The organism is Franconibacter sp. IITDAS19 (genome assembly GCF_023079515.1).
Lineage (GTDB): Bacteria > Pseudomonadota > Gammaproteobacteria > Enterobacterales > Enterobacteriaceae > Franconibacter > Franconibacter pulveris.
This window is the reverse complement of the sequence record NZ_JALJCP010000003.1, coordinates 568665-594048: the sequence shown is the minus strand read 5'-3', so window position 1 is coordinate 594048 and position 25384 is coordinate 568665. Positions and strand designations below refer to the sequence as shown.

General features: G+C 53.8%; 30 protein-coding genes and 1 other RNA gene. 5 read left to right on the top strand and 26 right to left on the bottom strand.

What is annotated here, in order from left to right:
- Nucleotides 1-511: 511 nt before the first annotated feature.
- Both ssrA and MT962_RS12580 read left to right on the top strand, forming a co-directional pair.
- Nucleotides 512-876, top strand: a transfer-messenger RNA (tmRNA) gene (gene ssrA / locus MT962_RS12585).
- Between the two features lie 229 nt (nt 877-1105).
- Nucleotides 1106-2128, top strand: a complete 1023-nt coding sequence (locus MT962_RS12580; RefSeq protein WP_247365757.1) for a hypothetical protein — start codon at nt 1106-1108, stop codon at nt 2126-2128.
- A gap of 289 nt (nt 2129-2417) precedes the next feature.
- Here the strand turns inward: MT962_RS12580 and MT962_RS12575 are convergent, their stop codons facing one another.
- The 8 genes from MT962_RS12575 to MT962_RS12540 form a co-directional block, all read right to left on the bottom strand.
- Nucleotides 2418-3686: a Y-family DNA polymerase gene (locus MT962_RS12575; protein ID WP_247365755.1), complete on the bottom strand. Its 1269-nt coding sequence runs from the start codon at nt 3684-3686 to the stop codon at nt 2418-2420.
- Nucleotides 3686-3991, bottom strand: coding sequence for a hypothetical protein (locus MT962_RS12570; RefSeq protein ID WP_247365753.1), 306 nt, complete (start codon nt 3989-3991; stop codon nt 3686-3688). Before MT962_RS12570 ends, MT962_RS12575 begins: the two co-directional genes overlap by 1 nt.
- A gap of 75 nt (nt 3992-4066) precedes the next feature.
- The gene (locus MT962_RS12565; RefSeq protein ID WP_247365751.1) at nt 4067-5359 is read right to left on the bottom strand and encodes a tail fiber domain-containing protein; all 1293 of its coding nucleotides are present in this window, start codon (nt 5357-5359) and stop codon (nt 4067-4069) included.
- Between the two features lie 38 nt (nt 5360-5397).
- A complete protein-coding gene (locus MT962_RS12560; protein WP_247365750.1) occupies nt 5398-6405 on the bottom strand; it encodes a DUF6453 family protein in 1008 nt (335 codons plus the stop codon).
- On the bottom strand, nt 6402-9074 hold the full coding sequence (locus MT962_RS12555) for a DUF1983 domain-containing protein (protein ID WP_247365749.1): 2673 nt from the start codon (nt 9072-9074) through the stop codon (nt 6402-6404). Before MT962_RS12555 ends, MT962_RS12560 begins: the two co-directional genes overlap by 4 nt.
- The gene (locus MT962_RS12550) at nt 9074-9472 is read right to left on the bottom strand and encodes a hypothetical protein (RefSeq protein ID WP_247365748.1); all 399 of its coding nucleotides are present in this window, start codon (nt 9470-9472) and stop codon (nt 9074-9076) included. The genes MT962_RS12555 and MT962_RS12550 overlap by 1 nt, the downstream gene beginning before the upstream one ends.
- Before the next feature lie 6 nt (nt 9473-9478).
- Entirely contained in the window at nt 9479-10063 is a 585-nt protein-coding gene (locus MT962_RS12545) for a hypothetical protein (RefSeq protein ID WP_024559089.1), read from the bottom strand.
- Nucleotides 10063-10659, bottom strand: coding sequence for a hypothetical protein (locus MT962_RS12540; protein ID WP_247365747.1), 597 nt, complete (start codon nt 10657-10659; stop codon nt 10063-10065). The genes MT962_RS12545 and MT962_RS12540 overlap by 1 nt, the downstream gene beginning before the upstream one ends.
- Before the next feature lie 164 nt (nt 10660-10823).
- Here MT962_RS12540 and MT962_RS12535 point away from each other — a divergent pair, with 164 nt between their 5' ends.
- Nucleotides 10824-11081, top strand: a complete 258-nt coding sequence (locus MT962_RS12535; RefSeq protein ID WP_048888261.1) for a hypothetical protein — start codon at nt 10824-10826, stop codon at nt 11079-11081.
- Nucleotides 11082-11189: 108 nt separating this feature from the next.
- Here MT962_RS12535 and MT962_RS12530 read toward each other — a convergent pair whose 3' ends face one another.
- The 17 genes from MT962_RS12530 to MT962_RS12450 form a co-directional block, all read right to left on the bottom strand.
- On the bottom strand, nt 11190-14453 hold the full coding sequence (locus MT962_RS12530) for a phage tail tape measure protein (RefSeq protein WP_247365746.1): 3264 nt from the start codon (nt 14451-14453) through the stop codon (nt 11190-11192).
- Between the two features lie 55 nt (nt 14454-14508).
- Nucleotides 14509-14850 carry a zinc ribbon domain-containing protein gene (locus tag MT962_RS12525; RefSeq protein ID WP_247365745.1) on the bottom strand — a complete coding sequence of 114 codons (342 nt, stop codon included), beginning with the start codon at nt 14848-14850 and terminating at the stop codon, nt 14509-14511.
- Nucleotides 14851-14921: 71 nt separating this feature from the next.
- Nucleotides 14922-15191 carry a DUF4035 domain-containing protein gene (locus tag MT962_RS12520; protein ID WP_247365744.1) on the bottom strand — a complete coding sequence of 90 codons (270 nt, stop codon included), beginning with the start codon at nt 15189-15191 and terminating at the stop codon, nt 14922-14924.
- Nucleotides 15192-15214: 23 nt separating this feature from the next.
- Nucleotides 15215-15610: a phage tail assembly chaperone gene (locus MT962_RS12515; RefSeq protein WP_247365743.1), complete on the bottom strand. Its 396-nt coding sequence runs from the start codon at nt 15608-15610 to the stop codon at nt 15215-15217.
- A 49-nt stretch (nt 15611-15659) separates the two neighbouring features.
- Nucleotides 15660-16115 carry a phage tail tube protein gene (locus MT962_RS12510; protein WP_247365741.1) on the bottom strand — a complete coding sequence of 152 codons (456 nt, stop codon included), beginning with the start codon at nt 16113-16115 and terminating at the stop codon, nt 15660-15662.
- Nucleotides 16116-16162: 47 nt separating this feature from the next.
- Nucleotides 16163-16492 (bottom strand): DUF3168 domain-containing protein, encoded by a 330-nt coding sequence (locus MT962_RS12505; protein ID WP_247365738.1) that lies wholly within the window; start codon nt 16490-16492, stop codon nt 16163-16165.
- Nucleotides 16489-16938: an HK97-gp10 family putative phage morphogenesis protein gene (locus tag MT962_RS12500; protein ID WP_247365736.1), complete on the bottom strand. Its 450-nt coding sequence runs from the start codon at nt 16936-16938 to the stop codon at nt 16489-16491. Before MT962_RS12500 ends, MT962_RS12505 begins: the two co-directional genes overlap by 4 nt.
- Nucleotides 16935-17276 (bottom strand): phage head closure protein, encoded by a 342-nt coding sequence (locus MT962_RS12495; RefSeq protein ID WP_247365735.1) that lies wholly within the window; start codon nt 17274-17276, stop codon nt 16935-16937. Before MT962_RS12495 ends, MT962_RS12500 begins: the two co-directional genes overlap by 4 nt.
- Nucleotides 17273-17599, bottom strand: a complete 327-nt coding sequence (locus MT962_RS12490) for a head-tail connector protein (RefSeq protein ID WP_247365734.1) — start codon at nt 17597-17599, stop codon at nt 17273-17275. Before MT962_RS12490 ends, MT962_RS12495 begins: the two co-directional genes overlap by 4 nt.
- A 9-nt stretch (nt 17600-17608) precedes the next feature.
- On the bottom strand, nt 17609-17794 hold the full coding sequence (locus MT962_RS12485) for a hypothetical protein (RefSeq protein ID WP_247365733.1): 186 nt from the start codon (nt 17792-17794) through the stop codon (nt 17609-17611).
- A gap of 53 nt (nt 17795-17847) precedes the next feature.
- Entirely contained in the window at nt 17848-19068 is a 1221-nt protein-coding gene (locus tag MT962_RS12480) for a phage major capsid protein (RefSeq protein WP_029591997.1), read from the bottom strand.
- A 13-nt stretch (nt 19069-19081) separates the two neighbouring features.
- The gene (locus MT962_RS12475) at nt 19082-19936 is read right to left on the bottom strand and encodes a head maturation protease, ClpP-related (protein WP_247365732.1); all 855 of its coding nucleotides are present in this window, start codon (nt 19934-19936) and stop codon (nt 19082-19084) included.
- Between the two features lie 8 nt (nt 19937-19944).
- On the bottom strand, nt 19945-21249 hold the full coding sequence (locus MT962_RS12470) for a phage portal protein (RefSeq protein WP_247365731.1): 1305 nt from the start codon (nt 21247-21249) through the stop codon (nt 19945-19947).
- Nucleotides 21249-22979: a terminase TerL endonuclease subunit gene (locus MT962_RS12465; RefSeq protein ID WP_014728453.1), complete on the bottom strand. Its 1731-nt coding sequence runs from the start codon at nt 22977-22979 to the stop codon at nt 21249-21251. Before MT962_RS12465 ends, MT962_RS12470 begins: the two co-directional genes overlap by 1 nt.
- 3 nt (nt 22980-22982) lie before the next feature.
- Nucleotides 22983-23480, bottom strand: a complete 498-nt coding sequence (locus MT962_RS12460; RefSeq protein WP_014728452.1) for a phage terminase small subunit P27 family — start codon at nt 23478-23480, stop codon at nt 22983-22985.
- Between the two features lie 194 nt (nt 23481-23674).
- Nucleotides 23675-23890, bottom strand: coding sequence for a hypothetical protein (locus MT962_RS12455; protein ID WP_029592001.1), 216 nt, complete (start codon nt 23888-23890; stop codon nt 23675-23677).
- Entirely contained in the window at nt 23887-24237 is a 351-nt protein-coding gene (locus MT962_RS12450) for an HNH endonuclease signature motif containing protein (protein WP_029592002.1), read from the bottom strand. Before MT962_RS12450 ends, MT962_RS12455 begins: the two co-directional genes overlap by 4 nt.
- 168 nt (nt 24238-24405) lie before the next feature.
- Here MT962_RS12450 and MT962_RS12445 point away from each other — a divergent pair, with 168 nt between their 5' ends.
- Nucleotides 24406-24822: a hypothetical protein gene (locus tag MT962_RS12445; RefSeq protein WP_029592003.1), complete on the top strand. Its 417-nt coding sequence runs from the start codon at nt 24406-24408 to the stop codon at nt 24820-24822.
- Nucleotides 24785-25000, top strand: a complete 216-nt coding sequence (locus tag MT962_RS12440) for a hypothetical protein (RefSeq protein ID WP_152977119.1) — start codon at nt 24785-24787, stop codon at nt 24998-25000. Before MT962_RS12445 ends, MT962_RS12440 begins: the two co-directional genes overlap by 38 nt.
- A gap of 57 nt (nt 25001-25057) precedes the next feature.
- Here MT962_RS12440 and MT962_RS12435 read toward each other — a convergent pair whose 3' ends face one another.
- The gene (locus tag MT962_RS12435; protein ID WP_029592004.1) at nt 25058-25339 is read right to left on the bottom strand and encodes a hypothetical protein; all 282 of its coding nucleotides are present in this window, start codon (nt 25337-25339) and stop codon (nt 25058-25060) included.
- Between the last annotated feature and the right edge of the window lie 45 nt (nt 25340-25384).

Below are 25384 nucleotides of genomic sequence, written 5' to 3'. Positions count from 1 at the left end.
TCCTGGCGGGAGACGAAAATGTATAAATTATTGTTTTATATATGATTAAAGTTTACTTAAGCGAAACGGTAAAAAAGTTACATATTGAAATGTATAATCAACGTTTCAGATTTCATCAACGTTACGACGCGTTTTTTTCGAATAAAAAGCAAAAAACCGTGCGCTGAATCGTCGCTCCGCTTATCTGTTTCAGAGAGGCTTAATAATTTATATAGGGTTAATTAATTCATTCTGGAATCATCACCGTTTGAATAAAATCACCGAAACTTAAAGAAACGTAAAAATATATCGATTACCACTGTAGAAATAATTAATACCAGTTATTTCAGGGTTATCAAAAATACAATATATTTTGCCGCTGCGTTATTATTAAGATAATTCCGAGATAATTGATTGTTTTTTAAGTGCGCAAGTCATGGTTCAAAAGAACGCCTTTTTGTCGCCTGAAAGTCGTAGCGATATGGACTGGCGTGGCGCCTGCGGTTTCTGCTATACTTAGCGTTACACTTCTGGGGCTGATTCTGGATTCGACGGGATTCGCGAAACCCAAGGTGCATGCCGAGGTGCGGTAGGCCTCGTAAAAAAACCGCAAAAACATAGTCGCAAACGACGAAAACTACGCTTTAGCAGCTTAATAACCTGCTCAGAGCCCTCTCTCCCTAGCCTCCGCTCTTAGGACGGGGATCAAGAGAGGTCAAACCCAAAAGAGATCGCGCGGATGCCCTGCCTGGGGTTGAAGCGTTAAAACTAATCAGGCTAGTCTGGTAGTGGCGTGTCTGTCCGCAGCTGCCAGGCGAATGTAAAGACCAGACTAAGCATGTAGTACCGAGGATGTAGGAATTTCGGACGCGGGTTCAACTCCCGCCAGCTCCACCAAATAAACATGGACAGTGGCAGGACAGAGGCTTTAAAAACATAGAGTTAGCCACTTTACCCGGACAGCGACCAGACGCAGAAGGGACAAAAAAGGATACGCAAAGGAGCCGCGGCTCCAATGCTAAGAAAAAGCCCGCTAATGCGGGCTTTTTTTCATTTCCAGTCTCAAATTTAACTGCTTATCTTTCATCGAATTGAGCCTGGCTAAACACTTGATAAGGGTATGCATATGGACGCAACTGCGGACTTTTTGATTCGTAGCGAAGAAGATTTCTTAAGCTTTCTTGAGAACGTTAAAAGTTGGGAAGGGCTGGAAACTAAAGAATTTATCTTCCCAAATGTTAAATTTGAAGGCTGGCCTGTTCTTGATATCAATGTAAAAGGTGAGCGTTACCATTCCTCTATAACTTCAGCCATGCTGTTTGGGATGTCGATGCTCAATGAGGAAATTCAGCGCGCGTTCGCTACCATAAGGTATGGCTCTCAAAATCTTCAAAGATTGACCAATGAAGATAAGCAAAGGCTTGATATTGTTTTCAATATTAGCGAAGGTTCAAGTGACGCTGAAGGTGTTACTGATAAGATCATAAACGCGGTGACTAGTTTTCTACGGGATTCTATGAATGGCATGACTGGTTGGCAAAAGATGTTGGTTGTAATTGCAATTGTTGGCGCAGCCAGCACTTGTGGATATCACTACATTTCTGAAAATGCCGAGACTGAAAAACATGCAACCGATAGGCAGGTGGAAATTGCTCAAACCACTTCTGATGGTATTAATAAAGCAATCACTGCAACATTAGATTACAAAATAAACGGCAGATCAGCGACCAGTGAGGAAGTAATCAATCATGGTCAGGCTGGCAAAAGCGCCTTAGTTAAGCAACTCGCAGCTGATCCCACCGTTGAATCAGTAACTCTCGGTAATGAGCAACTCTCGCGCGAGGAGCTTAATAAATTTAATGGTCGTCAGGCTGTAGATAGAGAACGCTTAGAAAAAACGGATACTTTCTTTGTGAAAGGCGTTACCAGAACTGGACCAACGAACCAAGATATAAATATTAACGTTGTGAGAGTTTCGAATGCGGATGTCTTCACTATCAAAGCTTCAGCTGACGTGATAACTCAAGGTGAATTAACAGCGCTCACTGATGCTTTATCCAATAATACAAGCATAAAAATCAGGTACTTGGAAGTTATTGAAAAAGGTGCTATTTCTTTAGGCCAATTTAACACTATTGCTACAGATTAATTTTTGACAGGATCAGCCTTCTGTCATGGGGTGTCAGGGGTCGGAGGTTCAAATCCTCTCGTGCCGACCAAAAAATCCCAAAAAAACCAACCCGTTGCGGTTGGTTTTTTTATGCCTGCGATTTGGCAATGGTAAAATGATGGCAAAATGATGGTAAAACCTCTGTCATTTCTTCCTGAACGCCCCGTTTTTAGAATTTGCTTAGTTGCCACACGTACAGGCAGGCGAGATGATTGAAGCGTCTTTAGAAATTTGTTGCCCGCCGTAGTGTGACGGGCCTTTTTCCTGTTTAATTCGCACGCGCAATCGGCACATCAGCAAGGCGCGTCGTGTAGCACGGCGACAACATTTCCCTCCGCATCTGCCAGGACTGCGTAATCCCCTGACCGGCAAAATAGAGCGTGCCCTTTCCGTCTTTCATATTCAGCGTGTCCATTACTGACATCAGCGCGGCACTATTTGGCTTCGGTGCGTTATCGTCGAACAGATTAAGCTGCGCGACGCCCTGGCTGAAAAAGTCGCCCAGCATCACCCCAGCTTTCTGGTACCGGAAACCGTCGCGCCAGATGTGATCGAGGCAGCGAACGGCAGCATTGATAATGTCGCGGGTGTCCTGGGTGGGTGTAAGCAGCCGCTGGCCAACGCTATTCCCGTAAAAGGGATCGGCGGCGTACGGTGAGGTTTTAATGAAGGTGGAAATGTAGCGGCAATACTGATGCTCACTGCGCAGCTTCTCCGCCGCGCGCGCCGCATACGAACAGACCGCCTCGCGCATGCGCTGGTAATCGCTGATGCGCTCGCCGAACGAGCGGGAACAGACGATTTCCTGTTTGGCTGGCGCGAATTCTTCCAGCCCGAGGCAGCTTTCGCCGCGAAGCTCCCGCACCGTTCTTTCCAGCACCACGCTGAAGTGTTTGCGGATAAAACGAATATCGGTATCGCACAGCTCAAGAGCAGTTTTAATGCCCATCGCTTCAAGTTTTTTGCTGATGCGCCGGCCAATGCCCCATACATTCTCGACAGGAACCAGCGCCATCAGCTTTCGCTGTCGTATCTGGTTCGACAGGTCAACCACTCCACCGGTTTTGGTCCATTTCTTCGCCGCATGGTTCGCAAGTTTCGCCAGTGTCTTTGTCTGGGCAATTCCTACGCCGACAGTCAGCAGCGTATGCTGACGAATAGTGGCACGTATCTCCCGCCCGAACTCGTCCAGGTCTCGACAGTTTCTTACCCCGATCAGATCGCAGAAGGCCTCGTCGATGCTGTAAATTTCAACCCGGGGGCACATCGCCTCAAGCGTCGTCATCACCCGTTGCGACATATCGCCATAAAGAGCGTAGTTGCTGCTGAACACCACAACGCCGTGCCGGCGAAACAGCTCACGCTGTTCGAAATACGGTGCGCCCCGCTTAATCCCTATAGCTTTCGCTTCGGCAGAAAGCGCGATAACACAGCCGTCGTTATTGCTCAGAACCACTACCGGCTTATGTCTCAGATCCGGGCGCCACGCTGTCTCACAGCTTGCATAGAAGCTGTTCACGTCCACCAGCGCAAACATCACAGCACCGGATTTTCATCAGTAAACGCGATGGCGCCGTTCACGAAAAACGTCACCACTCCCACAACATTCACATCTTCTAGCGCGTCGCCTTCAATACTCTCGCCATCTTCAGTTATCAGCACACCGCCCATTACCACAGCGAACTGCAACTGACCGAGCGCGGCCACCAACACGCGCGCGCCTTCCTTCGGCATCATATCGGGCTGAATGATTGCGTAGCCGGATTGCGTTTCTACAAGACATGAGCTGCGGTTAACGCCGCAAATTTCTTCTAATTTGAGTTTTGGTACTGCTGCGTGCATTGTTATCCTCCCCTGATAAAACACTGTTTATATTTACAGTAGTTTTAAAAGAGAGGAGGATCAAGCTATAGCAGCCTATTGATTTTCTTCGCTGGAGCTACTGCTTGTATAATTTGTATCCGGTTCGTATCCCAGCGTCTTCAAGAATGCCTCCATATTTGCCTGCTTCTGTTCCATGACCAGCACAGCCTGATCGAGTTCTACCGCAGTCTGGAGCACCAGACCAGTGACCGCTGCGTAGTCCACTGTATAGCTGCGTTTGCTTTCATCGCGAGGTTTTTTCAGCCGGGTGACCATCCTCGTTTCTGTGACGGTGACTGGCTCGCCGTTCTCGCCTGTGGTTTCGACCTCGTATTGCTCCTCGACCTCTTCATACTGGTCATAATCATCGAACACGGCGCCGATTGCTTCAGGAAGCACCGGCATTAATTCCTGGGCGATGACACCTGCCGCTGGCATGCCTGATTCTTTAAGAACGTAAGTCACTCCACGCAATTCTCTGGTTTTCGCTCTGGCATCCGGTATCGTTTCTATCTGGTCTTTTTTGTCTGCATCAGATGTCTGGGTCAGCGAGACGCAACTGATATTTCCCTGGGTATTAAAATTACCGTTCTGGCGCATTGAGAAGTATTTTTCAGTACCCACTACCGTCGCGGCGGTTGTGACGAAAACCATGTCACCGTAATTTTCACAGAAGGCGTAAGCCATCTTTTTCAGCGTGGTGGGATAGATAAAGTTAAAATCAGCGTAGCTGCTCGACTGTGTGACTATTGAAATACCGCCGGAGACGCTTACCGGAGAGGAAATGCTCCCGCCTGACTTTCCGTCTACAGATTTGAGGCGCGAATCTGTACTCGCCACACCGCCAAGATTAGCCAGCGCACCGGCGGCAGTAGTGGACCCGGTTCCGCCCTCAGACACAGGAACGGCGCCATCAACCTTGTCGGCTTTGCCCGCCATATCATCAGTGAGCTTTTTAAAGCTACTGACAGTGACCTGCGTACCGTCAGGCGCTTCCAGCGTGATGCTACCCGTGCCAGTCATGATTTCCTGCCAGCCATCCATCTGGCTCTGGTAATAACTGAGCTGCGCAGACAGGCGGCGGGCAAAATCCGGCACGCTGTCACCGTAAAAACTCATGATGGCGTAGGCCTGGCCTGCAGCCACGGTTCCAGCGTCATCATTGAGGGTGATTTGCGTGGCGCTGTCCACGCGCGCGATTTCATAAACCTTAACGGTACCGGCGCCGGGGATAAGCAGCGCCTGCCCCGGGCCGATACCCATTTTGTTATCGGTCCAGTTCGTGCCAGTACCGGTTACGGTTTTCCCGGCAACAGCAATGGTGCCGCTTCTGTACCATGCAGACATATTCACTCCATAAAAAAGCCCTGCGTGGCAGGGCGTGGTCAGAAGTAATCGGAACCCCAGATAACAGGTACCGCTTTACCTGTGTAGGGGATAGCCTCCACATCAGGAAGCATGTTTGTGCCGACATGCAGATAACGCAGACCGGGGCCATAGCCGAGAGAATTGTTATTCATGGCAAGGTTGACCTGCCATGTATCGGACTTGTTTGTGGTTTTCGCGCCCATGCTGGCAGGCTGGATCATGGGCATGTTGCCAGGCGCGCTGAAAGCGCTCCAGTTGCCGTAGTACATGGGAAGCGAGGCCCACTGGCGCACCACCAACGGCGTTTCTGCTGAGGTAAAGCTGACACCCCCATCGGCGCCGTAAATCATCAGCCCCCAGTCGGGAATTGTCGGGGTTTTAATATCGAAAACGCAGACGTTCAGCTGCACACTGAATCCGCCCACCACACCCCAGTTGCTGTAGCCGATGAGCTGGCGCGAGTTGCGGTCAAAGTAAAGGCCGATGCTTTCCGCCGGGCAGTTACAGAACACCATCGCGTTCCCGGAACAGTTCAGCTGCAGCGTGCCGGTAAAGGGGCCGCTGTACGTCTGGGTCAGAAACAGACTGGCCGCGGAGTTAACCACCGCCGGGAATGCGCCGCCCTGCGCCACATAAAGGCCCCAGCCATCGTTCGTCACCGGCTGCTGGTATATCGCCAGCACCCAGAACGCCGTGGGCTGTCTGCTGGCAGGCCATACCCAGTTACCAGTGCCGAATCCCGGCAGGGAGATAGTGACAACCCGGTCATTAACATCGATGTTGATCGGCTGCACGTTGTAGCCGATCACGGTTGCAGACTCGAGGACGGCGGCGCAGACGTCAGTCCACACAACGAGTTGTACCCCGGCAGGCACAGCACCCCGGAAGTCAAACGTGCTGGATGCGCCACTGTTCAGGTTTACCTCGCTGCGGTCAATCCGCCGGACGAACTGCAGCGGCGCGGCATCACCAACGTTTATCGCCTTGCCCGACGAGGAGAACACCTGCAGGCCGAAATCACTCATTTCAGGTACCCCAGTTTGATTTTGATATTGCCTGCCCCGTCGTAACAGGCGATCAGGTTATTGGTGATCATCAGGCGCCCGCTGCCTGAAATGGACCCGTTAACCTCAAACGACCCGTCGGCAGACATCATCGTTCCGGTCTGTCGGGGAACATAGTTGGCTGAATACCAGCTGCCGATTTTTGCGAGCGTGATGGAGGCATAGTCAATCAGAGCCTCGTTCAGGAATACCTGGCCGTTTTTAATCGCCATCGCCAGCTTCATGCTGCCGTTGTACGGGTTATAGAAGCCCATGGTATTGGCGCTGACCAGGAAATAGCTCTGCACGTTTCCGCCGTTCCCTTCAACCCCGAGCTGCATGCCCGCCACATAGGCCTGGCCGTTGCTGTCCACCTGTACCTTTGCCCCCCACTGTGCAGAAAGCTTGCCGTTGAGATCGGCGTAGGCGCTGGATACCTGCTGCACAGCAGCGCTGTTTTCATCTGCTACCGCCGTCAGCTGCTCAAATTTCTCGGCATAGGCAGAATCGTTGGTCAGGATCAGCGTATCAATGCGCAGAATTTCAGCCGAAACCTTGCCGTCCTGTTTGCGGCGGCGCTGCACATCAGCGTCGTTTGCAAGGGCGTTTTCGATAATAGCGTCCGTGCTGGTATCAATTATCCGCTCAAGGTTCCGGAAAGCCTCAGAGCCGCTTATTTCCTTCGCTATCTGATCCAGTAAATCGCCGGTATCCGTGGTGCAGACTGCGGCCACTTCAACGAACGCTGACGCGCCAAAAGCGTTTATGGTGCGGATGTACCAGTAATAGGTGTGGTCGATCTGCAACTCGTTACTGGTCCACATTGCACCCATGCCGGCGCGGCTGGCATTTGCCTCAACGGTTGCGGTGGAGGCGTCAGCGAGTCGGGTTTCGCCGCTGGTCCAGAAATCGAACTGCGTGGAGACATTAGTGATTTCTGCCAGGCGCGGGATCAGCGTGATGGCAAAATAGCCCTGCTCCACGTCCACTTTGTTCGGTGGCGGGGGCGCCTCGATGCTGAATTCGAGATATGCCTCCGGCGAGTGGCCGCCCGTATAGCTCACTGCCACCACATGCGCGGTATAGGTATCCCGCAACAGTCCGGTCAGACGCGTGAACGAACCAGGCACCTGAATGGACAGCACCGGCACACCGTCGCGGCGGATAATTACCTGGTTATAGGCAACCTGCCCGACGTTCTGCCACGACAGCACGCCCTGCACCACCTGGCCGATTTCCTCGACCGTATAGCGCAGGTTCTGCGGCTGCGCGGCACCGCCCGGTGAAAGCTGGGTGAAGTCCGGGCGGGTGATGGGTTTGCCGATGGCGTCGCCCCACACATCCGCCGTTTCCTGCTTCAGCGTCAGCTGCACGCCGTTCTGCACGCCGAATTTCCAGTCGGTGACGCGCATTTCCACGTCCACGATACCGAGCGAGGGGAAATGCACCTTTACGTACATGCCCGGACGGTAGCGGTACCCGCTGAGGTTCAGTGGCACGTTCATGGTGCGGGAAATACGGGTGCGCTTGAGCCTGATATCCGCCAGGCGCTGCGCCTGAAACTCGCTGGTCACAAAACGAAGCTTCAGATCCTGGCTGATTTCCACGCCGTCTTCGGCAACCCACTCAGAAACGGAAACCGCCGGGAAGTCCACTTCGGAGTCGTTCTGCTGCGGATCGATAAAGGTGCCGTTGATGGTGTTCACACGTTCGGACTGCGACACCTCCGGCATAATTTCGATATCACCGGCGATCTGGCTTTCAGTAATAACTTCCGTGGCGGGACCATAATAGGCGCCGACCAGTATCCCGTGTTTTCCGCCGACATAGGTCGGTTCGCCGGCGCAGGCGGCCAGCATCGCATCAAGAATGCTTGCCTTATTCTCGGAGAGGTCGAACTCGCCGTTCAGCGTATACCGCCGCTCCATAGTGCCGTCGGCGCGGCTTACCAGCTCGTCGCTGATATTGGCCGCTTCCTGAAACTGATCGAAGTTGATTTCGCTGTCCGGCACTTTCAGGTAGGTGCGGTAATAGTCCAGGATGCACAGCGCAGCATTGTTGCTGTAACCCTTCAGCCCGGTGCGCGGGTCATAAACCAGACGACCGAACTTCTCCACGCGCACGTTAGGGATGCCGGACGGGAATTTCTCTGCGTTGAATTTCAGCGACAGTCGCAGCCAGGCGATACCGCGCCCGATCATGTCGGGCTTCCACGATGCACAGTTCGCCAGCATATAGGGGTCTGCCGTCTGGCGGTCGTTGTGCACCTCATACGTGGCGTAATCGCCGTAAATGCCTATCTCATCATCGCCGAGCAGAACCTTACCGGTGCTGCTGAGCGGATGCCCGGCCAGCGTGATCGCCAGGTGCAGCATTTCGCCGTCGGTCTGGGTGCCCGCCTGCTCCTCAGCAAAAAATAGTGTGCCGGCGGAAAGCGTGCGGCCGTAAACCACCGTTTTCGGACTGGCCGCCGCGCGCAGTACCTGCTTGCGTTCGGAGTTATCGCGGTAAGCATCAAGCGAGGGCTTTTTGGTCAGCGCCATGGTCGCCACCTGCGCGGCGATGGTGATAGCAAGGGCAATACCCGTGGCGCCATTAACGGCCGCCACACCCGCAGCGACTGTGGCAACAATCGGAATGGCAGCAGGCATCAGCGAACCCTCCACGCGCTCAGCGGTTTCACCCGCAGGCAGACCAGACCGTTTTCACCCGGCACCCATACGGCGCCGCCGTATATCACACCGGCGCAACGGGTACCGGCGTTTTCCACCACGGCAATATCGCCGCGCTGCGCCAGCTTCACCGGCACCTCATCGAGATAACGCGCCAGCACCTTTTCAAGCGTGCCGCCACCGCGCAGGATCGCCTTCTTTGCGCCGGTTTTATTGCTGTAGGTGCCGCGCCACTCAGCGGCGAAATCCTCGCCGCACATTGCCTGCGCGCAGTCTGCCGCGAACAGGCAGCAGTCGTGCTCGCCCCATAAAAAAGGCCGCTTCTCAGCGGCCTTCATCACGGCGGTTAATCTGTTATGCCAGTCCGGGTGTTTCATGTGTCCTCACGAATAGGTAAAGCCCGGCGCGTCTTTTTTGCTGCCCCAGTAAATAGGGCGCTCCGCCATCTGCGCCACGTAGCGGAACAGCCGATCGCCGGGCTGCGCGGCCTGGTGCGACTCATCTGTATAACGATCCGGGAAAGGGCGCTGCCAGTCTTCAAACACGTTAGAAACGGTGTACTGCAGGGCGTTGGTTTCGCCAGCGGTCGCACCGGTGGAAGATACTTTGCCCTTGAAAATCAGGTCTGCCACCCGCGCAACGCCGGAATCGTCCATTGCCACAAGGTAGATTTCCGCCTGGCGGCCCACGCATCGCTCGTTCAGTGTCTTCGCGAACAGCGACAGGTCGAGCCCGGAAAGCGTCAGTTTGAGCTGCGTGGGGCTTGTCGTGCCGGACTCCTGGACATCATCCACCGCACCCAGTGCGCCAACGCCGTAATAGACGTAGCCACCCAGCACCAGCGTGCCGGTACCGGAATGCACGTAAGCGGTACCTGACTCGAACTGGACCTGCGCGGCAATGACTGCCGTCACGCGGTCGCGGGAAAGGTAATCCACCATCTGCCCGGAAAAGGGGGAGTACAGCATCAGAAAGCCTCCTCAAATTCCAGAGTAAAGCTGGTAAACACGCCCGGCACGCGGGAGGCGTTGCCCTGGCTGTTATCCTTCAGCTTGAAGATGCCGTACGGCGCAGCCACCTCTATCACAGCGTTTGTCGGCGGCGGGTTGCGCAGCATCGGCGCAATCTGAATGGTGGCGGTGCCGTCGGCGGCGCTGGTGATATCTGCTGTTACCATTTTCAGTTCGTCATTCACCGTGATGTAATCCCCGGCACGCAGAACCAGTCTGGACGCCGCCCAGCCGCGGGAGAAAAGCAGCACGCCCGACTGGTTCGGGTCAGACACCACCGGCGCGCCCGCAGGATTGCGCCCCTCCCTGCCCCCGTCGCGCAGCCTGACGCGCCCGTACTCACCATCAAGCGCCGCCAGCAGCGCTTCAATGCGCCGGGCCTGCGCGTCGCTCTGGTTGCTGAACGTCAGCGAACACACCCAGCGGGAGCCGGGCGTGCGGACGGTCTGGGAGGTGCCATTGAAGGGAGAGCGGAAAGTGCGGGTACTGCTTTCAAGCCGCCAGGTCAGGGACGAGGGGCAGATATCATCAGGCCAGTCGTACACGTCGGCCATAAATACTCCTGCAAAATAACGCGCACGCTGGCGCTACTGTTCGAATATCAGGATGTTGCTTATTTAAACCCCTGGTTATGTTAGGTATTCAGCCCGTCCATGTTTAGGTCATGGACGCACACGAAAATGAGGGATGGCTGATTACCTCTGGTTAAGGAATTAACATGTCAAACGAACAACGAATTGAAAGTTTTGAATCCAGAATTCAGCAACTGGAAGGAGTGGCGAAACACCTGCAGGTGCGCTCTGAATTAACGATGTATATTATTTCTGCGATTATTGGCGCTGGGGGCTTAAAAAGAGAAGGCGTTTTAGAGCTGATTAGGGACGCCAAATTTAATGCGCCGGACGTTAACCCAGCAATTATCGCCAAAGAGAAAGAAATCGTTTCCACATTGGTAAACAAAGTGAAGATTTCTTAACTTCCGCACCAAGTAACATTGGAACATCAAAGGCTGCTATTTTGTGGCCTTTTTTTCTTTCATAATTTTCTCCTGCCTTTCGGCTCATTGAAAATAAGGTACGGGAAGTTAGACACCAAGCAGGCGGCGTCCCTGTCCCCGGTTAGAAAAGTCGTTCAGCATGTCCTGCCGGGCGCCTTTTCTGCCTTCTTCGGCGCCTTTTCGGGCTGCTTCCTCCATGGCGCGGATAAGCGCTGCATCACCGTTACCAGACACATGGATGGTCTGATGTATCACGGGTGAAGAATTACCACCGCCTTGCTGTGTAGGTAATACCGCACGCACAGCAAGCGAGCCATTCCCCGCTCGCGTCAGTGGCATTATGGCTTCCGGCCCGGCCTCGCCCATTAGCCCGGCCCCTTTCGCAAAGGCGAAATATGTCGGGGTGCTGACAATGGAATTGCTGTAGGCGCTTAAATTCTCTGAGGCATAAACGCCACCTTTAGCATTGAACTGAACACCTGATGCAGCGGAGGCATAAGCGCCAGATGGCGTATAACCACCGGCACTTGCTGCGGCGCCAGCTGAGCCCACACCGAAAATGCTCATGAAGCTGGAACCCGAAAGAGCCTGAATACCGTTTACCAGCGTTGCATTAAGGAGGATTTTTTGCAGGGACTGCAGAACGCTCATCGACCAGTCAGACCAGCTGGCTTTGTTGTTGGATAGCGCATCTGAAATAGTATCCACCATGCCAGTCATGGAAGAGCCGACAAAATTAGCTGCCTGCCCGGCATAATTGGAGGCGTTATCAACCCAGTCAGCCAGGCCAGAACTCAGGCCCGCCTGCCAGTCAGCTTCTGCTGCGCTGGTTTCACGGTATTTTGCGGCCAGCGCATCCAGTGCGGCCTGGCGGGCGGCAATGGCTTCCGCTCCCTTATCTGACTTATCAAAAACACGCTCAACTTCCTGACGTTCACGGTACTGATCGCGCTGGCGGCTTCCCATTCCCGACGTCGCTGCCGTGAGGCCTGCCTCATCCTGGTAGCGGCGCGCTGCGTCCTTGAGGTCTTTCAGCGCATCGGCCATTTCACGCTGTTTACGGACAGCTTCATCGGCTTTTTGTGTCCATTGCGCCAGCGCCACGGCGCCAGCCTCGATCGATTTGCGCTGCTCTTCGCTCCACTTCACGCCATTCTCATGAGAGGCAGCATACAGCTCAGCAGCTTTTTCTCCTTGGGAAGCTCTAACCTTTTGAACCTCGGTGGCAACGCTAAGATCAGCAATTTTACGACTGTACTGCTCGGCCGTTTGGGCAGCCTCCCGCGCCGCTTTGTTTTGAGCGTTAGTTGCTGCCGTTTCATCCTTTTTGGCCTGAGCAGATGCCTCATCTTTCTGAGCTGCCTGGTCTTTGTTGTATATGTACTGGGTATATAGCGCCCCAGTGAGCTTCAAATCCTCAGCCTCATAAACATGCTGCTGATGAAGCTTTTGCAAACCAGACAGACTGGAAAGCTCGTTTTCACGGCGTGCTTTTTCGATAGCGGACGCTTGCTGGGGTGTGGCATTCGCAGTTGATACGACAGGTCCGGCATAAGATGCGGGTCTGTTTGTAGGCGTTACTCCCATGCTCCGATTCAGGAGATCATAAGCCCCCTTAAGAGTGGCAATAGCACCTGCTTCCTGAATAGCCTTCTCTGTCGCCTGCTCACTTGCATCATTAAAAAGCTTTTGAGTTTGCTGAAGCTTTGATACAGCCTGCTCTCGCTGAAACTCAAGTTTATTCAACTGGTCAGTTAGGGAAATATTCTTTTCAGTAATATCGGCCTGATCCATAAACGTGTTGAGCCACGTCATGGTGGGGTTTGCGTTGTAATTCTGCTGAATCTGAGAAAGTCCGGCCAAGCTGTTTTTTGCTTTCTCTATCTGTCCATCTAGATCTGCAATGTCTTTTTTCTGAGCATCAATAGATGTCCGGGCATCAGCTGCTGTGGTACGCAACCCTAGCGACGACATTTCTTTCAGTCGGGAGTTAATTTCATCAAGGTTATTGGCGAACCCCACCGCTTCCTTATGCACCTGCTCAGTATGCTGATAAAGGCCATACATAGCTGCGCCAGAAGCGAGAATTACCCCGGGCCAACCGCCAAGTAAACTTAATACCCCACCACCCAGTCGAGACATTACAGAAGCCGTGTCGGTTAATCTTTCGGAAGCAGAAGACCTTGCAGCAATGGCCGTATTCAGTTGCGCCTGGGCGGCTGTTAACTGCCGTTCTGCAACTATTTGAGCTTCAATGCTTGCAGCAGCGGCTCGCGCCTGCTGAGCACGATAAACGGTCTGTCTGGCTGTAGCTACGCTTACTTGTGTGCCACGTAATTGCGCTTCAGCCAGTGCCACCTCTGCGGTAGTGTTTGCCACAACAGAAGCGGTTGCCGTGGTCACGCTGGAGACCATGTTCCCAAAGTAACGAGCAACACCAAGGCCTACCAGAGCACCCGTTACATTAGCAACAGTATCGATATTGCCCGCCAGTCCATCCAGCACGCCAGAAAGTGTCGATGACGCGCCGACAGCCTGGTTTGCGCCGCCTACCCATGCCATAAAAGCGTTTTCAACCTTTTGCGCTGAACCGCTGATGCTGGCGGGCAGTGAATCAAATTCTTTACGTAACTGAGTAACATTCGTGAGCAGCGGAACGATTTTATCTGTAGTAAGCTCACCATTATTGGCCATATTACGCAGGCCGCCGATAGAGGTATTCAGTCCGTCCGCAAGAAACTTCGCTAACCGGCCGCCGCTCTCCATGATGGCGTTAAACTCCTCACCGCGGAGCACACCGGACCCCAGCGCCTGGCTAAGTTGCGTAATTACCGAACTCGCTTCTTCGGTACTGGCGCCAGATAGCTTCAGCGAGGTTGCAACAGTTTCCGTCACCTTAGCCACGTCAGAGGATGCATATCCTGCATCGCGAAGAGATTGAGCGATACGGCTATAAAGGTTAGCGTTAGCCTCAAACGAAGTGCCAGTTCGCTGGCTAATGGACATCAGCGTTTGCTGAGCTGTAGCAAAATCATCAGCAGAAGATGAAGCCAGGCGTAATCGCCCGTTCAGTTGGTTCCATGTATCCGCATAGTGAATAAGCTGACTTGTGGCAAACGCTCCGGCAAATGCTCCTGCCATCCCTGTCGCCGTGGAGCGTACGGACGCCAGTTCCGCATTCAGCTCGCTTAAAGATCGCTGAGTCTCTCGCGTAGCCGCCGCCGCCTTTCGCCCGCCTTGCTCCATCGTTTTGTAATAGTCCGACCCCATACGAGAGGCGCGGGCAATCTCAGACTGGAAGGACTGGGAATTTGCGGAGATTTTAATAATCAATTCACGCAGCGTCGCCATAGCTCACCTAATAAAAAACCCCGCCGAAGCGAGGTTTGTAGAGGTTAATATATTTTTAAAGGAGCCCGGCTTTTTTCCTTGCCTCCTCTAAATATTCTTCATCGGTTTTCTCATTCATTGCTGAATGATTATTACCGCTGATATCGCTGCCACAGTGCTTACATTTTACGGCTTCCTTGCGCACTAATTCTGCACAAAAAGGACATTTCTTCATTCCATCATCAATCATTTTCTGCTCAATTACTTTAGTATCATTTTTAATGACCAGAGAATGAACTAACGCTATGATAAATAAAAGAAAACCGTACAACCACCACGCAATAAAAGAGCGCCCTTTACTGTGGGCAATCAGAGCGGGAATAATCCCTAACACAGCAGCAACAAGAAAAAATTCCATAACACATTCCTTATCTTTAACCGACAGACTTAATCCTAATGTTATCGATATGAAATGTCACTTAATGCTGATCAGCCAGCCAGTCCGGCAAAGAATCCCTCCAGACCGGCACTGTCCTCTTCCTGTTCTGAAGCGCGCCACTGAAGAATCAAATCATCCATGCTGACTTTCGCGCCCTGTGAATTAAGCACTGCTGCAGAAATCTGCGCCGCCTGAATATCGCCGCGCCGGTCTCCGATAGGATTGATGCGGTCAAACTCGATCCACATGTGAAGCTCGCTGGCGGTCAGGGTCCGCTTCAGTTCATGAAGCGTGCGCCCCAGGCGGAGCGCCAGCGTCATCAGGAAGAACGTGCCGGGCTGGCTTACGGCTTTTCCACATCGGCCGCCGAGGTAGTCAGGTCCAGCGCCTGCTTAAGAAGGCGGGCATGCACCGGGCCGTAGAACTGTTCAACCTGCGCTTTATCTTCTTCGGTAAAGACCTGTGAACCGTCTTCTTCAAGGAGCACATCGATAAACAGCACCACATCAGCGCTCTTGTTACGCAGTGCGCGTTCTGCTGCCGTCAGCTCTTCTGGCTCACCTTCTCCCTGCTTCGGGTTAAGCACCTGCTGCCATTCCAGCCACGCCTGGGCGGAAGGTTCACGCAGCTTAACGGTGGCGTTTTCCCATTCCGGAACGGTAACGATTTTGGTGCGGAAACCCGCCATCGGCGCCAGCGCCAGCGAGCGAAGTGTACTCTGTGAAACCTGCTTTGCCATTTCATTATTCTCGATTTGTCGTCAGGAAAAGCGGCTTTCGCCGCTGTGATTAGCCCGCAGAAGGTGCCGGAACGATCGGGATGGGCTTGCCCTTTATACGCAGCGTAAACGATGCGGTAACCACCCCGGCGGTGCCCAGACTCCAACTGTTCTGACGTACTTCTGCCAGGAACGCATAACCGTTGCCGGAAGGGAAGATCACCTGAAATGCATGAAGCGCGTCGGTGTCGTAGGCAGTGCGCAGAGTGTTCTGCCCCTCTTCTTCAGCGGACCAGTTTCCGGAAACCGTCATTTCGCCAGGCGCAGCTAGGCCGTTCGTCATCTCCTGTTCAGTAGAGCAAAGCGTGGTTGTGTCGATATCCGATTTTTGCCCGCCGGTATAGCTGAGTTCTTTGGTGGAGCAGTTGATGGATTGCCAGGTGGCACCAGTAGGGTTTGGTTCGGTTGCAGGATCTGCCGAAATGTTGATTTTCGTGCCCTGCGTTTTTTCGTACTTCGAAGTCATAAGATCTCCGCGTATAAAAAAGCCGCCCGGGGGCGGCGTAGTTGAGGTTATTGCCAGATCTGGACTTCCAGCGTGGCCCGATAGAGTGCGGTATCAGATTCATAGTTGTTGAGCTCGTTCAGCCCGACAGGATGAAGATCGAAAAGAGCTTCTTTGACCTGCTCGCGCAGCGCGCGGGCTTCATCAATCGAAGTAGCCCAGGCATCAATCTGAATGGTTTGCGCCGTTTCTGCCGGGCCGCAGAAAACATCCTCGCTGGAAGACGAGGGCAGCAGGTAGATAACCCATGGAGCCGCGGTGCCCTGCGGCGCAACATAGGGAAAAACCTTGCCACCCGCCAGAGCGATGAGGCGTAGATAAATATCGGCTTCAGTCATTTCGCCAGTACCTCGTCAATGGCGTGATTCATTCGCGCCATGGCAACCCGTGTTGCTTCTTCCTGACGGTTGTCAAAAGCGGGTCTTACGAATGGATGCGCGGGCATTTTCGAAGTGCCAAGTTCAACGAAGCGCCAGTAAAAGGCGTTACGCGGGTTACTGGCTTTCATTTTGTTATCGCTGTTACCAGTGGCAGAGTTCACCCCACGAATATGTACACCGGACGTGATTTCACCGCGGCGACGGCCTTTCTGTGTCACTACCACCACATTTTTTTTCAGCTTGCCAGTTCGCACCGGTGCGCGCTTTTCCACCTCTTCTTTCAGGACTTCGGCGCCCGCCCGTGTCGCATCCCGCAGGACCTTGTTGTTTTCTGCCCTGCTCAGTGTTTCCAGATCCTTCGCGATGTCGGCCAGGCCGGAGAAATCAAGACTCGTTGAGATCACTGCTTCACCCCCTTCTCACAAAGCAATTCCAGGCGAGTTCCTTTCTCGGCAGAGATAGCAGACTTAATGTCGTATATCTCGCCATTTCCGGTTGGCGGCAGGTGAACGGCGCGCCATCCCGTTGATACTTGAATACCAGGGTAGCGACGCATCCAGATCCGTGTAGTGGTGCTGCTTATCTCAGCGCCGCCATCTATCAGCTCTCGCCCGGACACGTCCGCCACCTCAGCGCGGACAGAGAAAACATCTACCCAGCCAGTGGCAGGCTGCCCGGAAGGTAATCGCCCTGATGCTGGCTTTTGTAACGTAACCCGGTGTCGTAGTCGTCCCGCTCTCATACGCCGTATACCCGGTAAGGTTGAAGAAGTGCCTCGGTGGAGAATGCCAGCGCAGAAGTAACGTTACCCACGTTGACGGCTTCACGGTTGGAGTACCAATGGCCGATGAGCATGAGCATCGCCATTTCGATATCTGCGCCATAGAGCAACCGGTCAGGGTCAGCCAGATACGCCGGATCGTCAACAGCGTCATAAAGCCGCCGGCGGGTCCATGTTTCGACGTACCGCGCCGCAGCTTTGATACTGGTATCGATCCAGATATCGTCTTCCGTGAAATCCTGCTCAATGTTGCAGTGGCGCTTAACCTGCTCTTTGGTCAGCATGCCCGCTCCTTATTTGGCCTTGCCATTCCCTTTCGGCTTTTGCTCTTTATCCGGATCCGGCTTTTTCTCGCCAGGCTCCTGAGCATAACCGCGCGCAACAAGATCACGACCGTGTTGCTCCAGCGTCTCGAACTCCGTGCCTTCGGTCAGCACGTTGCCTTCAAAGTAGATAGGCTTGATAGCGATCAGCTTCATGGCTGTCTCCTTAACGGAAAAAAGAAAAGCGGCCCGCAGGCCGCCATTAAGGTTTACGCACCGCCGCCAGCAGCAGGCGCGGTGAAGGAACCGTAGATAAACGCTTCCGGACGTTTCACGGCCAGCGCCAGGCGCTCTTCGCAGCGAATCGAGATCATGTTCTTCTCGAAGTCGTCAGCGTTCTCGGTGGAGATCACCACGTTGGCGTCTTCACGGTCGAACAACTGCGCCGCAGCGTTGAACGCACCGGTCAGGAACTTGCCCTGGAATGCCGCGGCCTCGGTCGCGACCACCGGAAGACCCCAGAGTGTCGGGCCGGTCAGCGCCGCCGGGTTCGCCAGGATGTAGCGTCCCAGAGTGTCTTTGGTGAGTTCAATCTTCGCCCAGTCGATGAAGTGCAGCACGTGGCCTGAAGCCGGGAAGCGAGCAAGCTGCGCCTGAAGCATCGCGAGACGCAGATCATCAATACCGTTCTGCTGCTCAACGGTGAAAGCAGCGGCGAAAGCGGAAGCCTGCGGCACGATACCTTTCAGATGCGCGCCGGTACCATCACCGAACAGGATCTCCTGTTCTTCCACGTACTTCAGACCGTAACGCATTTCTGCGTCAATCGTGGACTGCAGCTGCGCGAAGTCGTCCAGGATTTGCTTGGACGCTTTGAACATGTGCGCGATGGTGGTGACCGGCGTGATCTGCGTGGCGAACTGGATATCGCTGTACGGCTTGGCGGTACCTTCCGGCACGACTTTCGCCGCATTGGTGAATCCGGTCTGCTGCACCCAGAAGATAGCCGGTGCGGAGGTGCGGCCGGGCGCAATCAGGTCGCGAATGAACAGGCGCTGTTTCGGGGCGGTGTCGATGCCCGGCAGACGCTGCGGCTCCACCACGCCTGTTGCCACGTCAGTTGAAATCAGCGCAGCGTTCACCGGCACGCTGACGCGCTTACCACCTTCAACACTTGCCGCAAATGCTTTCAGTGCTTCGCTGTTGATGACGGTCTGGCCGACGGTTTCCACCACTTTTGCGGCGTTTGCCAGCGGCATTTGGGCGACCTGCTGTTCGAGCTCACCGAGCGCCGCCTTAAGCGTCTTTTCGGCCTCTTTCAGGGCGTTGAATTCCGACGCCATTTTGTCGACGGTTTCTTTGGTTTCCGCCGACAATTTGCCGGTTTTCTGGGCTTCTTTCAGCGCCTCTTCTGCTTTTGCGTTGAATTTGCCGGTCGCTTCTTCAATGCTGGCGCTAACCTTTTTCAGAATCTCGTTTACTTCAGACATAACATCTCCGTATTTACTGGGCAGCCGCTGTCAATCCGCTCAGCGCGGCTTCCAGACGGTCAATGGTTTCTTTATGGATGGTGGCAGCGCTCGGCGTACCGTCAGGTTTGGCAGCAGCGCCCGGCGTGCTGCCTGATAAGGCTTTAAGAAGTTTTCGCCGTTCAGAGCGTGGCGTATTCGCTTTCGCCAGCAGCGCATCGAGTTTACGCAGCGCCGCGGCGGGGCTTTCATCGTCGTCAGCGATTTCGTCGGCAGAAAGCAGACTGTCAGCAAAGCCCTTTTCCACGGCTTCGCTGCCGCCGATATAAGTTTCACCGTCCATCATCCTGTCGACGGTTTCCGCGTCGAGACCGCTGCGCGCCTGATAGATATCGCTCATGGCTTTATCAAACGGCGCCATGTCAGCGGCAATCTGCGCCAGATCGTGACGGTTGCCCATCGCGTAAACCCAGCAGTTATGGATCATCAGGAAAGCGCCGCGGCCAATCTGCACGTCGTCACCCGCCATTGCGATAATCGATGCGGCCGACGCCGCCAGCCCCAATACCTTTACAGTGACTTTGCCTTCGTACTCGCGCAGCAGGTTATAAATCGCCAGGCCTTCGAACATATCGCCGCCCGGGCTGTTGATGTTGACCGTGACGTCAGCGCCGTTAAGCGAACGAAGCGCCCCGGCGATGCGGCTGGCGGTCACACCGTCGCCCCAGTAGTCCGCGCCGATCACGTCAAAGATTGATATGCTGTTGTCACCGTCACGGGCGGCACGGATGCCGCCGTTCCAGCGCTCCATTGCCGCTGCCGGCAGGTCCGGTTTTTCGCGCGCAAAAGGTCGCCCCTCCGGCGCCGCCGGAAGGCTTTTGATTGTCATGGATGCTCCTAAGCCGCCTGTTTCAGCGGTGACTGTTCGAAGGGGATATCGGGGAATACGTAGCTGTGGATCTGGCGCAGCGCGGCGGCCTGCGCCGCAAGACTGTTCTGCTTCAGATCTTCAAGCGGCGTAAGGTTGAGCTGCACGGTATAAATATCACCACCTTCAATCGGCGGCATGTTCTCCAGGCGGCGCACATCGTTACGTGACATCCAGCCGTTCTGCAGCGCACTGGTGTAGTACGCCGCGCGGCCAGCGCTGTCGGCGCGCAGCAGCCCTTCCACTGAAAACTCTGCAAAGATGTCTTCCTCGCCGTTCAGCAGGCAGCGGGAAATCTCCTGCTCGATATTCACCAGCAGCGGGCGCAGCGTATGCGTCAGGAACTGGAGGTTCATTCCCTCGAGGCTCGACGCCCAGCTGCTTTGCTTTGATGTATGCCCGACCATAAACGGCGGCACACGGAACCAGCGGCAGATTTCCTCAATACTGAAGGAGCGTGACTCAAGCATCTGCGCAGCCTCGGGGTTCATCGTGACGTTCTGGTACTCAAGACCGCCTTCAAGCACCATGATCTTCCCGGCATTTCTTGAACCGGTAAATGCCTGCATGTAGCCGCGTAAACGCTCCCGCTGCTCGGCATCAAGCGCTTTATCTGAGGACAAAAAGCCTGAACTCTGAAGACCATTTTCAAAAATCTTGGCTGCCGATTCTTCTACCGCCATCGCCGCGCCAATTACGTCGCGCCCGGCCATCATCGGCATCATGCCGCACACACCATCAAGCCCAAATCCCCGAATGTGCATCAGGTTTTTTTCAGGGATAACGCGCTTTTTACCGTCTTCGGTATAGGTGTACTCCAGCCGTCCGGTATCCAGCCGCTTCACCACCATGTTCTGGGGCAGCAGCGGCACCAGCGACACCAACTTATTGCCGATAAAGAGCTTCTCGACGAACGCATTACCACGTAAGCAAATGCTCGCCACCACCATCAGCATGAACCGGGATGGCGTCATTTCGAGGTTGGGGCGGCGGCACAGTACCTGATAAACAGGGTGATTCTGCGCCAGCTTGCGAGAGCCGTCTGCTTGCCGGGTGTAAATCTTAATCGGCAGCGTGGATACCGACTCACTCAGCAGCCGGACGCATGCCCAGACCGCTGAAAGCTGTATAGCCTTATCTGCCGTCACCACCTTCCCGCTGCTGCTTGTGCCGTACCACTCCTGCCAGAACGTCCCGGTAGTCAGGCTGATGGGGACGCCCAGCCAGTTGAGCAAGGCGCTTTTCACCCTGCCGGGCTGTTTGTTCGCTTTCATCAGACACCTATCATTATTGGATTTTCAAAGAAGCCGCTCAGGTCTTCGGCATCGTTTCCACCATTAACCAGCATCCGGCTTTTGGCCGTAAACAGCGCAACCGGTCCGTCAATTTTGTTTTCGGGCGTGGATTTGTTCGGGAAGATGTTGTCGTTTTTGTCCGGCTTAACCGTGACGTTTGACATCATCCACCGCATCACAGGGTTATCGTCATGGTGGAACTTGTTGCCGTAAATTTCTGCCTGTACTGACTTCATCGACTCAGACAGGTTTTTCACTGTCTGAGCGACTTCTACCAGCGGCAGACCCTCTTCCGCCAGCGACAGACTGAACTGAACGGCACTCCAGGGATCGAACGCGATTTCTTTGATGTTTTCTCCCTGAACCCACTTAACAATGTCGGCCTTAATCAGGGCGTGATCGATAACATCACCGTCGGTCAGCTCAAGATAGCCAGCGTCAGACCATTTTCTGTAAAGCTCAGCAATGTGGGCGGGCGCTGTTTCCAGGCGACCTTCAGGTATCCAGAAGCGGGGCTGCATGTGAGTTTCACCTTTCGGATCGCGCCAGGCCTTTACTGCGGCGCAGATATCGATTTTGTTAGCGAGGTCCACGCCGACCCACAGCGGCCACGCTTTTCTTTCCTCTTCTGAAGCTATTCCCGGCATTTTCGACCAGCGATCCATGTCCATCCAGGCGCTTTCAGCTGTGACCCAGATGTTCAGGTGCTTGGTAAAGAAGTTCGGCCGCGCCGCGACCTGCTCTTTCGCCTTTTTGGCAAGGCGGCGCATGTCATCCCAGCGCTTGCAGATGCCAAGACCAGGGTTAGCTTTCGGCCAGTTGGTCTCGTCAAATGGATCATCACCCTCGTCCAGGGTGTAGATCAGTGCAAAGTAAGTATCGTCCTCCACCACGCCGCGCAGCACTTTGATGGCGTAGTCGCGCTGCTCAAAGCAGATGCCTTCTTTGTTAGTGCCTGCCGTTGTGATGGCAAAAAGCAAAGACTGAAGGCGGGCGCCGGTTGCTGTTTCCAGAACGTCCCACACATCACGGGTGCGGTGAGCATGTAGCTCATCGACTATGCCGCAGTGAATGTTCAGGCCGTCGAGGTTATTGGCATCACTGGAAAGTGGCTCAAACTTTGATGCCGTTCTTTCCTGGTGAATGTTTAGTTTGACGTGACCGAAAAGCCGCCCCAGCGTGCGGGGCGCTTTCTTGATCATGTTTTTGGCGTCATCAAAGACGATGCGAGCCTGGTCGCGGGTGGTTGCTGCTGAGTAAACTTCAGCGCCCCCCTCGCCGTCTGCTCCGGTCATATAAAGACCGATACCAGAAGAAAGCGTCGATTTGGCATTTTTACGTGCCACCTCGTCATAAGCCGTGCGAAAGCGGCGCACCATAACGGTATCGCCATCTTCATCAAGCACCTGCTCCCCTGTCATTTCATCGATTAGCGGAACAACAAAGCCAAAGATGTTGATGAGGATGAAAACATGCCAAGCCATCAGTTTGATCGGCTTGCCTGCCAGAGCCCCTTTCACATGGGGAATGAAATTATAAAAGTCGAGTATGTGCTGCGCGCGTTCCTCGCTGAAGTAGATGCCGCGCTCAGGCCCATGCTCTAAGTCATTAAGGAATCGCTGGCACGCCAGGCGCACCAGTTCGCCAGCAACAATCTCGCCAGACAGCACGCGCTCGGCGTACTGAATACCTTCCGAAACCGTTGCCATTCATCATTTGCGCTTTTTAAGAAATTCTTCCAGAGGGTCGGCCTCAGCCGGGCCTTTTGCGCCAACCTTTGACCGGCTGGCCGGGGTCATGCCAAATTCAGCGAGCATTGCTCTTATGCGCTTCCACGCATCAGCTTTCATCACTGCCGCCGGATGCGGCTTGATCATCCTGATTTCCCGCTCCTTCCCTTCGTCTGGTTCTTCCTCGCTGTAGACGGCATAGGTGTACCCTTCCCGCTCTAACGTATCGCAGTGATTCCGGTACTCGGTGTAAGCCTCGATCAGCAGTTCAAGCGCTTTACCGTCCAGAGTGGTCATCACTCCGACGGCATCAAGCTCTTCACCAATCCGCTTGAACCAGTATTTACCCATCTTGTCGAAATGCTTCGGAACTGGGGGTACCCCAGAAGCGGGCTTTGGCTCTGCTTTGTTAACGGCTCTTTTAGATGGGTTCCCCTTCACCAAAGCCAGATGCGTCGGGGTTTTCGGTGGTCCAGGCATAATCGAAAACTCCTATTAATAGATGATTGGGTTACCCATAAAAAAGTTTTCTAACCTGCGGCGGTGTGAAAAAGGGTTAGGCGGCGGTCCTTAGCAGGAAAGACCCTGAACTTTCGACCCGCCCTCCCCCAGCGATGAGAAGTGATATCGCTCCAGATGAAATGATTGCATTTGAAATCATTTCATACGTCCATTCACGAATCATTCTCACTTAGGTTTATTCTGACCGGATTTTCATTCGTCTCGGCGTCCAGCTCAAAGACGGCTGTGATGCCTGGCACAGTTCCCGGCTCGGTATTTATCGACGTACTCAGTTGTTGGCTGAGCAGCATGCCATCGACCGCGACGCCATATCCCATGAAGCACAGCCCCCGATAGATGTGAGCCAGCTGCACTTTCTTCTGTTTCATCTGTATCTCTCCGTTGCGGTCTTGCGCTTATGACATGGCCAGCACAGCGCTTCGAGGTTGCTGTAGTCGTCAGTGCCGCCGTGAGCTTTCGGAATAATGTGGTCGACCGTCTCAGCAGGACGCGGCCTGCCGTTGCGAAGGCACGCCTGGCAGATGTGCCGATCACGTTTTAGGATGCGGGCGCGGATGATTTCCCACTTGTTGCCGTAGCCGCGCTGGTGGCGGTTCAGCCCTCGCTGGTGCTGCTGCCAGCCTTCATTGCGGTGCGCCTTGCAATAACCCGAGCGGTCCGTAGTAGTGCCTGGGCAGCCGCGCTTTCGGCAGGCCCGAGGAACTGCTTTAGGCACTAGTATTTTCTCCATGTATGCCCCATATATAGAAGGCGGCTTAGTAAAACTGCGAGCCGTTAGGCAGTGAAGGCTGATTTTTATTTAAATTCAATAAGTTAAGTAAAAATTGTTATTAGCATGCATTGCCAAGTTGATCTTGGCTCACTCCTCAATTAGGAAAATGCCATGACTGAAGACAATGTTGTAAGCTTCTTAAAAGTTAAACAGCAGCAAATAGATTCCAACCTCGACCAGCTTGAGGTAGTTAAAAAGTTTACTGAAAAGCATGTGAAGCCCAAGTCATTGGTTGGAATTGTAAAGAAACAACTTAAGTTAAGAGGTATTAGTTATCGGGTGAGCTTTCCTTCATGTGATCTGACGGGCTTTGATAAGAAAGCTGTCGTCATCTTCCCTGAAGAGAGGCTCATATTTGCGTTTGTATCTAAGCCGATGACAGGCAAAGGGGTTGAAGGCTGGACAGTGGAACAGTGCATCTGTTCAGAAAAGCATCAACCTATTGATTACACTGGTTTTATTATCAATAAAATTTCGGAGGCAAAACATAATGGCCAGAAGACAGCAAAAACCCAACCCGTTAGCTGACTCTGCTCTTGACGCAGCCAGGGAGCACATTAACGGTTTTGAGCGAGGTATTGACCGTTTCAATGAAATTGGTGCAGAGCAATTTCGTGAAGGTGATCCTCGCGTAATTAACGAAATTCGCCAAGGTCGCCGGGACATTCGCAATGCTCGTAATGAGCTAGGTTTTGACGAAGAATAAAGATAATTCAGGGCTTGGCTATCAAGCCCTTTTTTTTTAAAAGAGCTACGTAATCCCTTAGCATTCGGCGTCAGGCCGGGCAACAGCGCGGCAGGCCCACATGCAGGCTTCCTGCATTTTGGTCCGAGCGATAGATATGCAGCGACCAGCTTCATGCGCTTCAGCTGAATGGTTGCCTGTCACAGACAATTCGTCCTGTACCCAGGCCTTCTGCTTTTTCAGCAACTGACAGAATTCACGGCTTACTTTCTTCAGGTCGTTCATGTCTTCGATTTCTTTCGGTCCCAACGTGCGGTAGCCCTTAACGGTGCTGCCGTCCTGCGGTTTTGCTTCGCTCATTGCTTTACCTTATGCGTTAATGGTGCGCTGCGATGCGCTTTAAAT

What these genes read in the sequence shown, in the direction of transcription:
- MT962_RS12520 (WP_247365744.1), bottom strand. Translation starts at nt 15,191, where the DNA reads ATGACGCTGGCGCTCCGCCTGGGGCGCACGCTTCATGAACTGAAGCGG.
- MT962_RS12480 (WP_029591997.1), bottom strand. Translation starts at nt 19,068, where the DNA reads ATGTCTGAAGTAAACGAGATTCTGAAAAAGGTTAGCGCCAGCATTGAA.
- MT962_RS12455 (WP_029592001.1), bottom strand. Translation starts at nt 23,890, where the DNA reads ATGAAACAGAAGAAAGTGCAGCTGGCTCACATCTATCGGGGGCTGTGC.
- MT962_RS12560 (WP_247365750.1), bottom strand. Translation starts at nt 6,405, where the DNA reads ATGAGTGATTTCGGCCTGCAGGTGTTCTCCTCGTCGGGCAAGGCGATA.
- MT962_RS12435 (WP_029592004.1), bottom strand. Translation starts at nt 25,339, where the DNA reads ATGAGCGAAGCAAAACCGCAGGACGGCAGCACCGTTAAGGGCTACCGC.
- MT962_RS12535 (WP_048888261.1), top strand. Translation starts at nt 10,824, where the DNA reads ATGTCAAACGAACAACGAATTGAAAGTTTTGAATCCAGAATTCAGCAA.
- MT962_RS12460 (WP_014728452.1), bottom strand. Translation starts at nt 23,480, where the DNA reads ATGCCTGGACCACCGAAAACCCCGACGCATCTGGCTTTGGTGAAGGGG.
- MT962_RS12470 (WP_247365731.1), bottom strand. Translation starts at nt 21,249, where the DNA reads ATGAAAGCGAACAAACAGCCCGGCAGGGTGAAAAGCGCCTTGCTCAAC.
- MT962_RS12550 (WP_247365748.1), bottom strand. Translation starts at nt 9,472, where the DNA reads ATGAAACACCCGGACTGGCATAACAGATTAACCGCCGTGATGAAGGCC.
- MT962_RS12545 (WP_024559089.1), bottom strand. Translation starts at nt 10,063, where the DNA reads ATGCTGTACTCCCCCTTTTCCGGGCAGATGGTGGATTACCTTTCCCGC.
- MT962_RS12510 (WP_247365741.1), bottom strand. Translation starts at nt 16,115, where the DNA reads ATGACTTCGAAGTACGAAAAAACGCAGGGCACGAAAATCAACATTTCG.
- MT962_RS12445 (WP_029592003.1), top strand. Translation starts at nt 24,406, where the DNA reads ATGACTGAAGACAATGTTGTAAGCTTCTTAAAAGTTAAACAGCAGCAA.
- MT962_RS12565 (WP_247365751.1), bottom strand. Translation starts at nt 5,359, where the DNA reads ATGTCTGCATGGTACAGAAGCGGCACCATTGCTGTTGCCGGGAAAACC.
- MT962_RS12495 (WP_247365735.1), bottom strand. Translation starts at nt 17,276, where the DNA reads ATGAGAGCGGGACGACTACGACACCGGGTTACGTTACAAAAGCCAGCA.
- MT962_RS12505 (WP_247365738.1), bottom strand. Translation starts at nt 16,492, where the DNA reads ATGACTGAAGCCGATATTTATCTACGCCTCATCGCTCTGGCGGGTGGC.
- MT962_RS12570 (WP_247365753.1), bottom strand. Translation starts at nt 3,991, where the DNA reads ATGCACGCAGCAGTACCAAAACTCAAATTAGAAGAAATTTGCGGCGTT.
- MT962_RS12515 (WP_247365743.1), bottom strand. Translation starts at nt 15,610, where the DNA reads ATGGCAAAGCAGGTTTCACAGAGTACACTTCGCTCGCTGGCGCTGGCG.
- MT962_RS12440 (WP_152977119.1), top strand. Translation starts at nt 24,785, where the DNA reads ATGGCCAGAAGACAGCAAAAACCCAACCCGTTAGCTGACTCTGCTCTT.
- MT962_RS12555 (WP_247365749.1), bottom strand. Translation starts at nt 9,074, where the DNA reads ATGCCTGCTGCCATTCCGATTGTTGCCACAGTCGCTGCGGGTGTGGCG.
- MT962_RS12575 (WP_247365755.1), bottom strand. Translation starts at nt 3,686, where the DNA reads ATGTTTGCGCTGGTGGACGTGAACAGCTTCTATGCAAGCTGTGAGACA.
- MT962_RS12475 (WP_247365732.1), bottom strand. Translation starts at nt 19,936, where the DNA reads ATGACAATCAAAAGCCTTCCGGCGGCGCCGGAGGGGCGACCTTTTGCG.
- MT962_RS12580 (WP_247365757.1), top strand. Translation starts at nt 1,106, where the DNA reads ATGGACGCAACTGCGGACTTTTTGATTCGTAGCGAAGAAGATTTCTTA.
- MT962_RS12525 (WP_247365745.1), bottom strand. Translation starts at nt 14,850, where the DNA reads ATGGAATTTTTTCTTGTTGCTGCTGTGTTAGGGATTATTCCCGCTCTG.
- MT962_RS12465 (WP_014728453.1), bottom strand. Translation starts at nt 22,979, where the DNA reads ATGGCAACGGTTTCGGAAGGTATTCAGTACGCCGAGCGCGTGCTGTCT.
- MT962_RS12530 (WP_247365746.1), bottom strand. Translation starts at nt 14,453, where the DNA reads ATGGCGACGCTGCGTGAATTGATTATTAAAATCTCCGCAAATTCCCAG.
- MT962_RS12540 (WP_247365747.1), bottom strand. Translation starts at nt 10,659, where the DNA reads ATGGCCGACGTGTACGACTGGCCTGATGATATCTGCCCCTCGTCCCTG.
- MT962_RS12490 (WP_247365734.1), bottom strand. Translation starts at nt 17,599, where the DNA reads ATGCTGACCAAAGAGCAGGTTAAGCGCCACTGCAACATTGAGCAGGAT.
- MT962_RS12485 (WP_247365733.1), bottom strand. Translation starts at nt 17,794, where the DNA reads ATGAAGCTGATCGCTATCAAGCCTATCTACTTTGAAGGCAACGTGCTG.